The sequence below is a fragment of the Brachyspira hyodysenteriae ATCC 27164 genome (assembly GCF_001676785.2).
GTDB classification, from domain to species: Bacteria; Spirochaetota; Brachyspiria; order Brachyspirales; family Brachyspiraceae; genus Brachyspira; species Brachyspira hyodysenteriae.
On the sequence record NZ_CP015910.2, the window covers coordinates 2,690,386 to 2,704,506 of the forward strand.

Sequence of the window (14,121 nt, forward strand, 5' to 3'; positions counted from 1 at the left end):
TATTTATTGTTATGATATGTAATTTTCTATATTTTTATAATATAATTTTTGTTTGTATTCTTCTTCTGAATTATCAGCATAAGAATGTATTTTTTTATCGGCATCTGCAAAATATCTGTCATAAGCCTTTTTGCAGTAATTATCATGCTTGCCTTTTATCCCTGTAGGAGGATTTTCAAACTTATAAACACCATTAACCCTCCAAAAGTTTAATATTCCTATACTTATGGCATCAACAGGACATCTAAAAGCACAGCTTGTACACATTACGCATTTATTTTTGAATTTGATATTTCCTTTTTCATCATTATAAATATTATTAACAGGACATTTTTTAACGCATAAATTACAATGAGTGCAAATCTTTTTCACTCTGAATAAATTACCATTAACCTTCATGGCTGGATGCTCTATTCTAAATAAAAATGCTATTAATCTGCCGAATGGAAATTTCTTTAAAAAACACTCTTTACCTTGTAAAACTTCATTAGCCTCTATAACACATAAAGCCTTAGCAGTTTTCCACATCTTGGCAGCAAACTCATCAGTATGTCTAAATATTATATTATAAGGCATTATATAATGATATTCATTTGTAAGTATATAACCCTTTGGCTTAAGTCTTGCCATTAAAGGCTCTGAAGAAATATTATTAATAGTTAAAGGCTCTCCGGAAGTTTTTATAATAAATATTTTCTTCTTATCATTCTTATCAAATTTAGGAAATAATTTTATCAAATCAAAAATAGGATAAGGGGCATTGAATCCATGTATAGGATAAGCAAGCCCTACATAATCATAATCTTTAGGACTAGGCATATTATCAAAATTATCACCTACATTATAGAGTAAAGTTTCAACGCCGTTTTCTTCAAATATTTTTTTATATTCTTTAGCTGCTTTCTCTGTATTACCTGTTCCAGAAAAACAATATATTACAGCCTTTTTATTTTCTGACATATTATTATCCTATTAGTTTTATAATCAATTAACTTTTTTATAATGTGCCTTAAAATCCTCATCAAAATAATAAAGCATATTCTCATCTTCCTTATGAGAGTCATACCAAACTTGGGCAAAATAAGGATTTTTCTTAGCAAGCATATCAAAGTTCCAAGTATAATCAGGCATACATTTTTCGCACCAATGTCCAGCTTTTATAACTGTAAATGGTGAAGCCTCAAATTCATGACCTTCAGCACAAGCCCATTTTAATTTTGTATGCAAATCTCCTTTAGTCATACTAGTGCTTAAAAGTTTACCTCCTCTGAACTCTGCAGCTTTTTTAAGATCTTCTATATCAATCTCACTGTCTTTTTTACTTTCATCATAACCATGATTAAGAAGCTTAGCATTCTTTATATCAAGTAAAGCTTTATAATCTATATAATTTCCTTCTGAATCTTTATTTTCAAAAAGTAAATTAAAATTCTCCCATTTCTTAGGCAAATTATCAAAATTTTCTAAACTTCCGAATGTAGCTATAACTTTACCGTCCTCGCCATTTCTTCTCCAATATGTAGGCGAATTAGGATGAGGCAAAAGCCTTTGTATAGCAAAAAATGAGATTAAAGAAGGAGGAACTATTTTGCCAAATGAATAATACCAATGAGTTTTTCCTATTTCATTCCAATAATCTGTAACTGACTCTTTCTGATAAGAGAATAATTCTTCAAGTTTGTATCCATCATAATACCAAAGTCCATGGAAATTTCTTGTAGCATTCCAATTAGGCTTCATATATGTTTTAGTTGATCCTCCTATAAGTTTGAATCCGTCATTAAATGTATCATAACCTAAAAGTCTATTTTCTGCTTTGCTTCCCAAATTGAAACAGCCTTTCCAGAAATAATCATCTAAATTGCCTTTTATATCCTCTTCAATTATTCTTTTCATCAATAGTCCGCTGTCTCTTGCAGTTGCCCATTCAAGCGGTGCATTATAACAAGTATGGAACATTAGTCCGTCGCTCATATTATCAGTAAGCATTCTATTATGAAGCATTGCAGTTTGTCTTATTATAGCTCTATTTTCCAATGATGAATCAAGTACATATCTTTCGCCTTTTAATTTTGAAAAAGAATATGCATCATAAGGACTTATCAATAAAGGATCGCCTACCCTGCCCCAAGGGTGTTTTTCATTTCTGTTACCGTAAAGTGCTACTGTTGATATATGCACAAGTTTAGGGCGTTTATCTTTGTCCATCGCTTCCAATATATCTACTATATGCTTAACTCCTACAAAATTTGTAAGATGTGCTAATTTAGGGTATCTGTCAGATTTCGGAGGTATCACTGCTGCAAGATTAAGTACATAATGACAGTCTTTCAATAATTTTTCGCAGTCATCTCTTTCATATAAATAACCTATTATTATCTCTACTCTTTTGCCGTATTGTTTTTTGAATTTTTCAGCTGCCTTTTTACTTTCTTTTCTTATAAGCAATTTTACAAGTTCAATATCTTCTATTTCCATTAATTGTCTTAATGTTTCAAGTCCCATATTTCCAGTGGCACCTGTTAAAGCTATTGTATATTTCATATAATAATCCTTTATTATTAATAAACCAACTTAAAAAATTTACTATTATTTTACATACTTTCAAAACAAACAGTTTTTATATTATGTAGTATTATATAAGAAATATAATTTTTGTAAATAATATAATTAAAATGTATTTAATAAGGAATAAAAATGAAATATTATAAAGCAGCATATTTAATATTATTAAGTTTGATAATTTTTACTCAAATATCTTTTGCACAAAACAACAATGAAGCATCTCAATTATTTAAATTAATAAATGATGAAAGAAAAAAATCAGGTATGAATGAATATAAAACAGAAACTCAATTACAAAATGCTGCTGATCAAAGAGCAAAAGAAATAGCAGGCGGAATAAGAAAATCTACTGCCTTACAGGATAATAATATACAATTTGCTTCATACTCTGAAGGCTCAATCATAGCAGATATGACTGTAGAAGAAGTATTTGCTCAAATGCTTAAATCTCAAAGAAATTTAATACTAAATAATAAATTCACTCATGCTGCTGCTTCTGTATATGAAAGTAATGGCAAAAAATATTGGGTGATGATTTATGTAGTATCAAGGAATGACAGCATAGTAAAACAGGAATTGAACATACAAAAAGAGAGAGAAAGAGTTGTTCAACTATGCAATGAAGCTAGAAATCAAAATAATGTATCTGTTAGTTTAGTTTTAGATGCTAAATTAAGCGAAGCTGCACAGAAAAGAGCTGAAGAGTTAATAAAATTATTCTCACATACAAGACCAAACCGCACAGACTTTTCTACTGTATTAAAAGAATATAATATAACTTATAAAACAGCTGGTGAAAATATAGCTAACGGACAATTTGATGCTGATGATGTTATGAAGTCTTGGCTTAAATCACCTGGACATAGAGCTAACATACTTCAGAAAAATTTTGGAAAAATAGGTGTTGGTGTATTTGAATATAATGGCAGATTATATTGGGTTCAGGTATTTACTAACTAATATCCTTATAACTTATAGAAAATAAATTTTATATAATCTTTTTAATAAAATACAAAAGTTTAATTATAGTATAGTATTTTCAATTATAACATTTGTCTTTTTGCAAATTATCGAATCCAAAAAATTTATATCTAATTATAGATTAAATAAAATTTTACTTTTTTATTTATTTTGAAGTCCCCCCTTTTAAATTTATAGTTTTAATTTTAATTAAAAATTTTATTTATATCAAAAGCTTAATTAGAAAAATCACATCCGCCCAAGATTTATTTATATTTATAATGAATAGTGCTGTTGAATGTATTTATATACATTCAACTTGTTTTTACAAGTAATTTACAAAATTACATATAAAATTATTTTAATTATAAAATATAATATATTATATATAAACGAATTATAACTTTAATATATAAAATTGCAGTCTTTTTGATTCCGCAGGCGGGCTTCGCCTGTGCCAACACCGAGTAGGTGCCTTGCCTACGGCACGTAGAGCGTCGGCAAAAGAAGTGGGGTTTTACCCTACGGGTACGCTTCGCGGTGGGCAAAGCCCCAAATATAAAAATAAAACATAAATTTATTTTTGACAAAATATAATTGTTTAGGTATGTACTAAAAATTTTTAAATTTGTCAATTTTTTTATTCAACTTTTTCCCGCCGCAAAAAGTTGCAAAAAGTGCAAATTGAAAAATTAGTATATACAATTTATAAAGTATATTACAATCCGCTATAAATTATTTTTAACTTTTATACCAAGAAAGAGGATTACTTTCTATAGGCGAATTTGAAAAAGCATATTTCATATTGACATTTTCTCCTAATTTTCAAGATTCTAAATCCTGATTAAAAGAATAAGCACTTTCAAACATATAAATTTTATATCAATTTTTCAATACCAAAGTTTAATTATTACATAGCATTTCATTATAATATATGTCTTTTTGCAACTTTTTTGGCAAAAAAAGTTGATATAATTTTTTAATTTATCTAAAATAATAATTTTACTTTTTTGTTTTATTTTGAATCCCCGCCCTTTAAAATTTATAGTATTAATTTCAATTAAAAATTTTATTTATATCAAAAGCTTAAATTATAAAAAGCACCCACCCCCAAGATTTATTTAACTTTATAATTAAATATACTGCACGATAAATGCATTTTTATATATGGTTTAAATGAATTGATAACAAAATTTATATTTTCAGATTCGTTTACCGTGCGTTAAAAATAATTTGGTAAAAATGCAATAAAAAAACAAGAGCACCATTTTTTAATAGTACCCTTGTTTTATATTTTTTATTTACTTAAAAATAATAAATTTACTTTCCGTTTGATTTAAGCCACTCTTTGTTTATTTTTATCACTTCCATAACAGCACTCTCGCTAGGACTTCCAATCATTGTCTTATTAGCAACCTGAGCTTCAGGAGTTATACAAGCATAAATATCATCTTCAAAAAGATCTGACTCTTTTTTGTATTCTTCTATAGAAAGAGTAGAAAGATTTTTGTTATTATTAATTGAGTACACTACAAGACGTCCTGAAACAGCATGTGCATCTCTAAAAGGCATACCCTTTCTTACAAGATAATCAGCAACCTCAGTAGCATTCAAAAATCCTTCATTAACAGAATTAAGCATATTATCTTTATTAACTTTCATTGTCTTTAATACATTAGGAAGTATTGATAAACAATTCTTAACATTCTCTAAAGAATCAAATATACCCTCTTTGTCTTCCTGCATATCTTTGTTGTATGCTAAAGGCAAAGACTTCATCACTGTCAATATAGAAAATAAATTTCCGTAAACCCTTCCAGTCTTTCCGCGAATAAGTTCAAGTATGTCCGGATTCTTCTTTTGAGGCATTAAACTTGAACCTGTTGTAAACTCATCATCAAATTCTACAAATTTGAATTCTGAAGTAGAATATAATATCAGCTCCTCAGAAAAACGGCTTAAATGCATCATTATTATTGATAAAGCAGATTCCACCTCAATAACAAAATCCCTGTCAGATACTGCATCCAATGAGTTAAGCATAACATTTTTGAAATTGAGAGTTTCAGCAGTTTTTTTGTTGTCTATTTTGTAAGTAGAACAAGCCAAAGCACCAGCACCTAAAGGCATAACATCTATTCTTTTGTAAGCATCAGTTAATCTGTCAAAATCTCTTTTGAACATCTCAACATAAGCACCTAAATAATGTGCAAATGTTATAACCTGTGCCCTTTGAAGATGTGTGTATCCGCTCATATAGGTTTTTGTATGCTCTTTTTGAATGCTTACCAATGTAGAAATTAAATCTAATATTAAAGATTTCATATTTTCTACTTTGTTTTTTAAATGCATTCTCAAATCAAGTGCCACCTGATCATTTCTGCTTCTTCCAGTATGAACTTTTTTTCCTACTTCACCTACTCTGTCAATAAGCCATCTTTCAACTTGAGTATGTATATCTTCTAATTCAAAATCAAATTGAAGTTTATTATTTTCAATATCATCTAAAATCTGTTTTAGACCATTTATTATAGTTACGCTTTCATCGAGAGGTATAATAGAGCATTCTCCAAGCATTTTTGCATGTGCTATGCTTCCTAATATATCCTCTCTATACATCTTACAATCGAAAGATAATGAAGAATTAAAATCATTAGCTTCCTTGTTAAGCTCTTTAGAAAAGCGTCCCCCCCATAATTTTTCTTTCATAATTAATTATTTTAACCCCATTTTTTTAGCTTGCTCTTTCATTAAAGCATTAACTTTTAAAGGTAAACCGAATAATGTTATGAAGCCTTGAGCATCATGGTGATCGTATAATTCGCCTGTAGTAAAGCTAGCCAAACTCTGATTATAAAGTGAATAAGGAGAAGTAACACCAGCAGGTATAATATTACCTTTGTATAATTTTAATTTTACTTTTCCTGTTACAGTTTGCTGAGTGCTGTCAATGAATGCACATAAAGCCTCTCTTAAAGGAGTAAACCATCTTCCGCTATATACTAAATCAGTTAATTTATGAGAAACTACATGTTTGAAATATAATGTTTCTCTGTCTAAGCATAAATGTTCGATTTCTCTATGAGCAGCATAAAGAATAGTGCCTCCTGGAGTTTCATATACACCGCGGCATTTTATTCCTACTACTCTGTTTTCTAATAAATCAACTATACCAACTGCATGCTTTCCGCCTATCTCATTTAAGTATTTAACTAAATCAGAAGGAGAGAAAGTTTTTCCATCTACTTTAGTTGGTATGCCTTTTTCAAATTCTAATTCAACAAACTGACCTTCATTAGGAGCGTTCTCTATAGTGTTTGATAATTTAAGAAGTCTTTCATAATTAGGCATATTAGCAGGATCTTCAAGTTCTAATCCCTCATGTGATAAATGCCAAAGGTTCTTATCTCTTGAATAAGAATCATCTTTCTTCATAGGAACTTCTATATTTCTGTCTTCCAAGTATTTGATTTCTTCTTCTCTTGAAGATATATTCCATTCTCTCCAAGGAGCAATGATTTCAAAGTTAGGGGCTAATGCTTTAACAGTTAATTCAAATCTTACTTGGTCATTACCTTTTCCTGTAGCACCATGGGCTATAGCAGTAGCACCTTCTTCTAAAGCAACCTCAACAAGTTTTTTTGCTATTAAAGGTCTTGCTGCAGAAGTACCAAGTAAATATTTATCTTCGTAAGTAGCTTCAGCTTTAACTATAGGATAAATATAATCTGTAACAAACTCATCTTCGCATTTAACTAATCTGTATTTTACAGCACCAGTTTTTAAAGCTTTTTCCTCTAAACCGTCAGTTTCTGTACCTTGACCAACATCCACACATACAGCGATTACATCATAATCATAATTCTCTTTAAGCCATGGTATAATAACTGTAGTGTCCAAACCGCCTGAATAGGCTAATACTAATTTTTTTTTCATGATAAATCCCTTGTTATATAAGATATTTTTTATTTATATTAAAAATCTTAAGTTTATTAATTTTTTATCGTTCTTTTTCCCGCCGCAAAAAGAACCAAAAAGTGCAAGTATAAAATAATATAAAAGTATACTAAATATATCTTATATGCAAGATAAATTATTTAATTTAGATACACAAAAAATAGACTTATACAATATAGCCTTTTTGCTTCTTTGTGGCAACAAAAGAAGTGGGGTGCGGGGCAAAGCCCTGCAAATATTATAGTTTTAGAAAATTAATTTTTTTATAAACTTAAAAATTTTCAGTATATATACTCCACGAATCACAAAGATTTAAAATCAATTTAATATAAATATTATTCTTTTACTATACTGCTCATTATAGCCATTTGAGCATGCATTCTGTTTTCTGCCTCTTCATAAATATATTGAGAATTCATATTGAATACTTCTTCGCTTATCTCCTCGCCTTTATGTGCAGGCAAACAGTGAAGTGCTATAGCTCCTTTATTAGCAAGAGCAAATAACTCTTTAGTAAGAGTAAAGCCCTTAAATACATTAAGTCTTTCTTCTTTCTCTTTCTCCTGTCCCATAGAAGCCCATACATCTGTATAAACTACATCGGCTCCGCTTACTGCCTCTTTTACATCATTAACAATATCAACGGTACATCCTGTATTTTTTGCTATGTTCTTAGCTACTTCTATAGTTTTTGCATCAGGTTCATAACCTTTAGGAACTCCTACTTTGATATTAACTCCTAAAGATGTACAGCCTGTTAAAAGACTGTTGCATACATTATTACCATCGCCTATATATGTTAATGTTAAGCCTTTCAATTTACCGAAATGCTCTTTCATAGTAAATAAATCCGCCATAATCTGACAAGGATGTGAAAGGTCTGTCAAAGCATTTATAACAGGTACTTTTGAATATTTAGCAAAATCCTCAACATCGCTATGAGCAAAAGTTCTAATCATAATCAAATCGCAGTATCTTGAAATAACATTAGAACTGTCTTCAATACTTTCTCTTTGTCCTAATATAATCTCATCTTGCTTTAATACAAAAGCATCTCCGCCTAATTTCTTCATTCCTATTTCAAAACTTAAACGAGTCCTCAAACTAGGCTTTGAAAAATACATCACCATAGTTCTATTTTTCATTATATCTATTTCTTCTCTATTTCTTACCTTTGATTTTAACTCGAAGGTATAATCAATCAATGCTGATAACTCTTCGCTTGTAAAATCTTCCAAATTAATAAAATGTCTTCCTGATAAATTCACTTTTTTCATAATTTTTTCCCATTTAAGTTTTTAATATTATTTTTTTGAGTAATACTATATATCGTTTTTATAATTTTGCAATATTATGTTTCTATAATTTTAGAAATTTGAAAATAAAATATATAAAAAAAACGTATAACATAACAATATGCCATACGTTTAATTAAGATATAAATATTCTATATTAAACTTGCTTATTTACTAATACTGATAATTTCCTATTAACAACATGCTCTTTACCTTTGTTGTTATATCCTACTTTTTTGCTTTCATTTAAAACTTCTTTCATATTTGCAAATAAATCTAAAGCTTCATCAAAAAGTTTAGGAGCTAATTTATTTAAATGTTTTAATCTAGCCATTAAAGTAACTAATTCAAGACGTAATGCTGATATTCTAGCTGTTTTATTCAATGGTATTCTTCTAATAATATCAGATAATGTTGCTGTTTCTGATAAATGAGGGAATTTATTTAATACTATCAAATCAATAACATTTTCTCTCATTTTTCTAAGCTCATTAGCTTCAGTCATTTTTTCATTTTGATGATCACAATATAAATGTATATCCTGTAATCTTGTATTGATTATAGAATTAACTTTTTTTTCTTCATCTTCCAATATTATTTTGTAAACTTCTATTTCTTTGGATAAAAGAATCTCTATTTTTGTAAGTTCTTCATATAAGTTAAACATAAATACCACCTTTAAGTTAAAGCCGATTAAAATTATTAATCAGCTATGTGATAATTTATCGGCAGTTATTATGATTACTTAACATATTTTTTAAAAATATTATGTTAATTTTCTACATCTATGGATTTTATGGCTTCTATGCACATATCTCTATATTCAGGCTCAGAATAAGTAAACCAAGCAAGTAATGCGAGCTTTTTAGCTGCACAAGCTACTGTAATAATATGATCATTATCTTCTAATTCTTTTTCATATACTATACTTTCTATTTTACCGCTTTGAGATTTTACCTCAAGTTTTTCACCTTTATCTTCTCCGGCAATATCTATCTGTTTTAGTACATATTCCATTATTACATCGATCTCTTCATTAGCAAAAGAGTAAACCTGCATAGCTATATATACATTAATATCTTTGAATTCTATTAAAGATTTATCATTTTTGAATACATTCATACGCATAGGCAGAATAATAGTAAATCCTGCTGCTATAGGATAACGAGCCTTTTCAAGTCTGAATCCTATTTGAAGAGTATCCTGCTGATGATGAAAAGTTTTTTTACTTTCTATAAATTTGGCTAAATTTTCATCATCTAAATAATGGGCAATATCAATAAGAATGTCCCAAGGATATTTTAATGAAGCATCTTTTTTATATGATTCCTGAAAAGCATACATAATTTTTTTATACATAGTCTTTTCTTTGTTGTCTATAGCCTCTCTGAACGGAAAATAGAGCCAAATCATACTAACAAAGCTTTTAAACCAAAATTTGGCATTCATCTCTTCAGTATCCCATAAAAAGAAATCTGCTGCTAAAGTCAATCTATCATCTTCATCAGCATCTATAAAGTCAGTAAACCAATTTTTACCCCAATATCCTAAGGAAGACAAAGCAAAATACTCTTTTTCTATTACAGGATAATTATAAGGCATAGATATCATGAAATTACTGAAACCATTATCATGATGTGTTATAAGCATTTTAGCATAATCTGCTAATGAATTAACAAAAAATTTTTTTAAAGCTTCAAAATCTCTGCTTTTAAAATAGCCGCTCGGATCTTTATGAACAGAATCCTCTATAAACTCTATATCAAGCCTTCTAGCTATTCTATCTAGAACACCTACTATAAATCTATGATATCCTGCCCCAAAAGAACCTGTAGTTATAGTTATGAATAAAGTATCTGTTTTAAACTCAAAATATATAGGATCAGCAGAAGGGTGAAACGAATATATAAGAGTGCTGCCGTCTTCTATTATAGAAAACTCTGAAATCATTACAAGCGGATTAATATTAACTTCGTTTAAAGAAGAAACTATCGCTTTAAATAATCTGTCTTGGTTAGGAATAACCCTTCTATTATCAAATGTCGCTGACAGCAAAAACTCTACATTCATTTTAATAAAATTCTACTTATTTTTATAATATTTACATTATACTATAATAACATTTTTTATTATTTTAGCAATATATATTTAATAAAGTTTTATATATAAATAGTAAAAATATAAAATTTCATACACTTTAACAATATAAATGCTTGACTTTTTTTTAATGATATGCTATTATAAATTAACATTTCAAAAGAAAGGGCGATTAGCTCAGCTGGGAGAGCGGGTGCCTTACAAGCACTAGGTCGGCGGTTCGAGCCCGTCATCGCCCAATTTTTCCCCCTCATAAATAAATCTTTTTTGATAAAACTTCCTATTAAATATGATTTTTTTAACGATAATAAATTTGAATTTAATGTTAATATATGTTAATATTATGTAAACAAAATATTTTTTTAATAGAGTAAAAATAAAATAAAGAGTAAAAATAAAATAATATGACTGTTTTACAATATGTTTTAGTAATAACGACTATACTAGTGGTATTGGCCTTAATAAGCTTTATAATAAAGGCCGGATCTAAATATAAAATATTTACAATAGCTCTTATGACTATAATTGTATCATCTATATCAGCAGTAGGAATAATATATATAAATAATACTAGGGATATAATGTCTAGTTCTGATATAAAGCAGATTCAGCTTGAAGAAGAGAAAAAAAGAATTAGAAAAGATATGATTATAAGACCAGGAGCAATAGAGACTATAGCTCTTCATTTGGCATATTCAAATAGAATATCTCCTCCTACTATAAAAAATAGAGAATTAGGATTCTATTTAGACGGAATATGGTTTAATTGGGCTAATGGAAAATTATTAACTGATGAGGATATGACTAATCAAGATAATTATATACCTTTCGGTTTTTATAGCTATACTATAGACGGACTTCCTGAAGTGCAGCAGGAAACTCCTGAAAGAACTAAAGAACTTCAGGAATATTATAAGAGAAGAGTTAATAACACAAAATATATCAATAATAAATTCCTAGATACTCTTTATGACGGAACAAGTGAAAGAAGTATGGTAAAACATATAAGCACAAAAAGTATTTTGGGATATAAAGTAAGAGTTCATGATTATGTATATGAACCTCTTTCCAATGTAAGCGTAGAGGTAAAACTTATAGCACAGACTAATCAGGAAGTAGAAAATTTCTTAGATTCTCTAAAAATAGTCAGCGGATATGTTTGGAAAATAATTTCAAAAAGTGCAAGCAGAAGTTATCATAGCTATGGTGTGGCATTCGATACTTTGCCTAAAAAAAATAATGGTAAGCAGATATATTGGGCTTGGACTAGAGTTAATAATAAAGCATGGTATGCTGTTCCTTATGATAAAAGATGGCATCCTCCTAAAGAAGTTATAAAAGTATTTGAAAAGTATGGATTTATATGGGGCGGTAAATGGCATAATTATGATACTATACATTTTGAATATAGACCTGAACTGATAATATATAATAAAATTAAAAATGATGAAGATGCTACATACGAACTTATAGAGAAATACGGCATATTCTAAAAATAATCTGCAGAGAAAATGAAATGGATAATACTATATTCACTAAAAATATAGAGCTTTTAAATAAAAATAAATATAATTTCAGGGCTGTAAAAAAATTAATAGAATATAATGCAGCTAATAATAAATATCAATTAAAGCAGGCTAAAAATGATTTGTTTGCTGTTATGTATAATAATAAGCCTTTAACTTCCCTATATAATCCTATGGAAGAAGCTAAAAGATTAATATCTCAATTCATAACAAATGACAATGAACATATAGGAATATTTTTATCTATTGCATCATTCTTTCATATAGAATATTTTTTATCATTAAATGAAAATAACAAAGCAATCATAATAGAAAAAGATATAGAAATAGTTAAACTTATTTTAGATAATTTAAAGCTATCAAATGAAAATATATTAAAAAATATAATACTAATTTTGAATGAAGATTTAGAAAATATATTGGCATTCTTTAATTTTTATATGAATGATAATGATTCAAAAAAAATAGTTTATATAAGACATATAAGAGCTTCAAATATAGATGATGAAACAAAACGATACTATGATAATGTTAATATATCACTTGCAAACAGCATAAAAGAAAAACTAATGTCTTTAACATCTAATTATTATTTTGCTCCTATATGGGCTAGAAATACATTATATAATATGCATTTCAATGAAGGCTATTCTATAAAAACATTCTGCAATATATTAAAAAAAGAAACACCGGTTTTACTAGTATCTGCCGGAGCTTCTGCCGATGATTATATAGAAAATATTAGAGAATTATCAAAAACACATTTTGTTATAGTATTATCTCATGCTTTTAATAGTTTAATAAAAAATGATATAAAGCCTGATGCTGTTGTATCTACTGATGGCGGTTTTTATTCATCAATACATTTAAAAGAACTTCTAAAAAAAGAAAATGAAAATATAAATATATTTACTACGCATACGGCATATCCTTTTCCTCTTACTCATATAGAAAATAAAAGAATATTCTATTTCTCACATGATGAAAGTTTTGAGAAGATATTATATCCTATAAATGATGATGATAATAACAATATATATTTCTATATGGAAGGAAGCGTTATAATGCCTGCTTTAAGAATAGCATATATGCTTAATCCTAAATATATATTGCTTGCAGGATGTGATTTTTGTCATATTGATGATAAAACACATTCTAAATATTCAAATGCATCTGCTCATGATTATATTAACAGCAGTAAATTAAAAACTTTTGAATCTGCTAAATATAAGAGGCTTAATGATAATCAAAAAATAAAATGCTATGATAATGTTTATAGAAATACTTCTTCATCACTTTTAAGTTATAAAAATCATTTTGAATCTTTAATTCAGGAGATTTCTGAAACTACTGATATTTTTACTTTAACAGTTCAATCTGCAAGCATAAAAAATGTGAAAATATACAATACTAACAATTTCAATTCTAATAATAAAAATATAGAAATTAAAAACTATTTAAAAGAGAATATAGATAAAGAAAAATTAATAAAAGAAATAGACAATTTTATAAATAACATCAACAAAGAAAATATAAATAAAGAGAATTTTAATAACAATATGAAAAATATTGCTGATATAATATCGCCTTGGCATGTTGAAAAATTTGAAAAGTCTGTTATAAGCTATGAAGAGTTAAAAAACTATATGAATAAATGGTATAATGATATAAAATTACTCCTTTATTAAAAAAATTGAATTTTTTTATTTCTAACACTTTAC

Annotated in this window: 10 protein-coding genes and 1 tRNA gene; 4 read left to right on the forward strand and 7 right to left on the reverse strand. The window is 27.9% G+C overall.

The annotated features are described in order from the left end of the window. Positions 1 to 9: 9 nt before the first annotated feature. Positions 10 to 960: an EFR1 family ferrodoxin gene (locus tag BHYOB78_RS11750; protein WP_020064833.1), complete on the reverse strand. Its 951-nt coding sequence runs from the start codon at positions 958 to 960 to the stop codon at positions 10 to 12. A gap of 24 nt (positions 961 to 984) precedes the next feature. Continuing rightward, the gene (locus BHYOB78_RS11755; RefSeq protein ID WP_012671002.1) at positions 985 to 2,544 is read right to left on the reverse strand and encodes an NAD-dependent epimerase/dehydratase family protein; all 1,560 of its coding nucleotides are present in this window, start codon (positions 2,542 to 2,544) and stop codon (positions 985 to 987) included. Positions 2,545 to 2,697: 153 nt separating this feature from the next. On the opposite strand from BHYOB78_RS11755, the gene BHYOB78_RS11760 reads away from it, so the two are divergent. Continuing rightward, complete coding sequence (locus BHYOB78_RS11760; protein ID WP_020064834.1) at positions 2,698 to 3,525, forward strand: CAP domain-containing protein; 828 nt, start codon at positions 2,698 to 2,700, stop codon at positions 3,523 to 3,525. A gap of 1,320 nt (positions 3,526 to 4,845) precedes the next feature. Here BHYOB78_RS11760 and argH read toward each other — a convergent pair. The 5 genes from argH to BHYOB78_RS11785 form a co-directional block, all read right to left on the reverse strand. Further along, positions 4,846 to 6,234 carry an argininosuccinate lyase gene (gene argH, locus BHYOB78_RS11765; protein WP_012671004.1) on the reverse strand — a complete coding sequence of 463 codons (1,389 nt, stop codon included), beginning with the start codon at positions 6,232 to 6,234 and terminating at the stop codon, positions 4,846 to 4,848. A 6-nt stretch (positions 6,235 to 6,240) separates the two neighbouring features. Further along, the gene (locus BHYOB78_RS11770) at positions 6,241 to 7,461 is read right to left on the reverse strand and encodes an argininosuccinate synthase (protein WP_012671005.1); all 1,221 of its coding nucleotides are present in this window, start codon (positions 7,459 to 7,461) and stop codon (positions 6,241 to 6,243) included. 356 nt (positions 7,462 to 7,817) lie between these two features. Further along, positions 7,818 to 8,759: an ornithine carbamoyltransferase gene (gene argF, locus BHYOB78_RS11775; protein WP_020064835.1), complete on the reverse strand. Its 942-nt coding sequence runs from the start codon at positions 8,757 to 8,759 to the stop codon at positions 7,818 to 7,820. Between the two features lie 175 nt (positions 8,760 to 8,934). Further along, positions 8,935 to 9,444 (reverse strand): flagellar export chaperone FlgN, encoded by a 510-nt coding sequence (flgN, locus tag BHYOB78_RS11780; RefSeq protein ID WP_008730356.1) that lies wholly within the window; start codon positions 9,442 to 9,444, stop codon positions 8,935 to 8,937. 104 nt (positions 9,445 to 9,548) lie between these two features. After that, a complete protein-coding gene (locus BHYOB78_RS11785) occupies positions 9,549 to 10,847 on the reverse strand; it encodes a hypothetical protein (RefSeq protein WP_012671008.1) in 1,299 nt (432 codons plus the stop codon). 193 nt (positions 10,848 to 11,040) lie between these two features. Here BHYOB78_RS11785 and BHYOB78_RS11790 point away from each other — a divergent pair. The 3 genes from BHYOB78_RS11790 (at position 11,041) to BHYOB78_RS11800 (ending at position 14,088) form a co-directional block, all read left to right on the forward strand. After that, positions 11,041 to 11,113 (forward strand) — tRNA-Val (locus BHYOB78_RS11790). Between the two features lie 165 nt (positions 11,114 to 11,278). Beyond that, positions 11,279 to 12,367: a M15 family metallopeptidase gene (locus tag BHYOB78_RS11795; protein ID WP_020064836.1), complete on the forward strand. Its 1,089-nt coding sequence runs from the start codon at positions 11,279 to 11,281 to the stop codon at positions 12,365 to 12,367. Positions 12,368 to 12,390: 23 nt separating this feature from the next. Next, positions 12,391 to 14,088, forward strand: a complete 1,698-nt coding sequence (locus tag BHYOB78_RS11800; protein ID WP_020064837.1) for a motility associated factor glycosyltransferase family protein — start codon at positions 12,391 to 12,393, stop codon at positions 14,086 to 14,088. Positions 14,089 to 14,121: the final 33 nt, after the last annotated feature.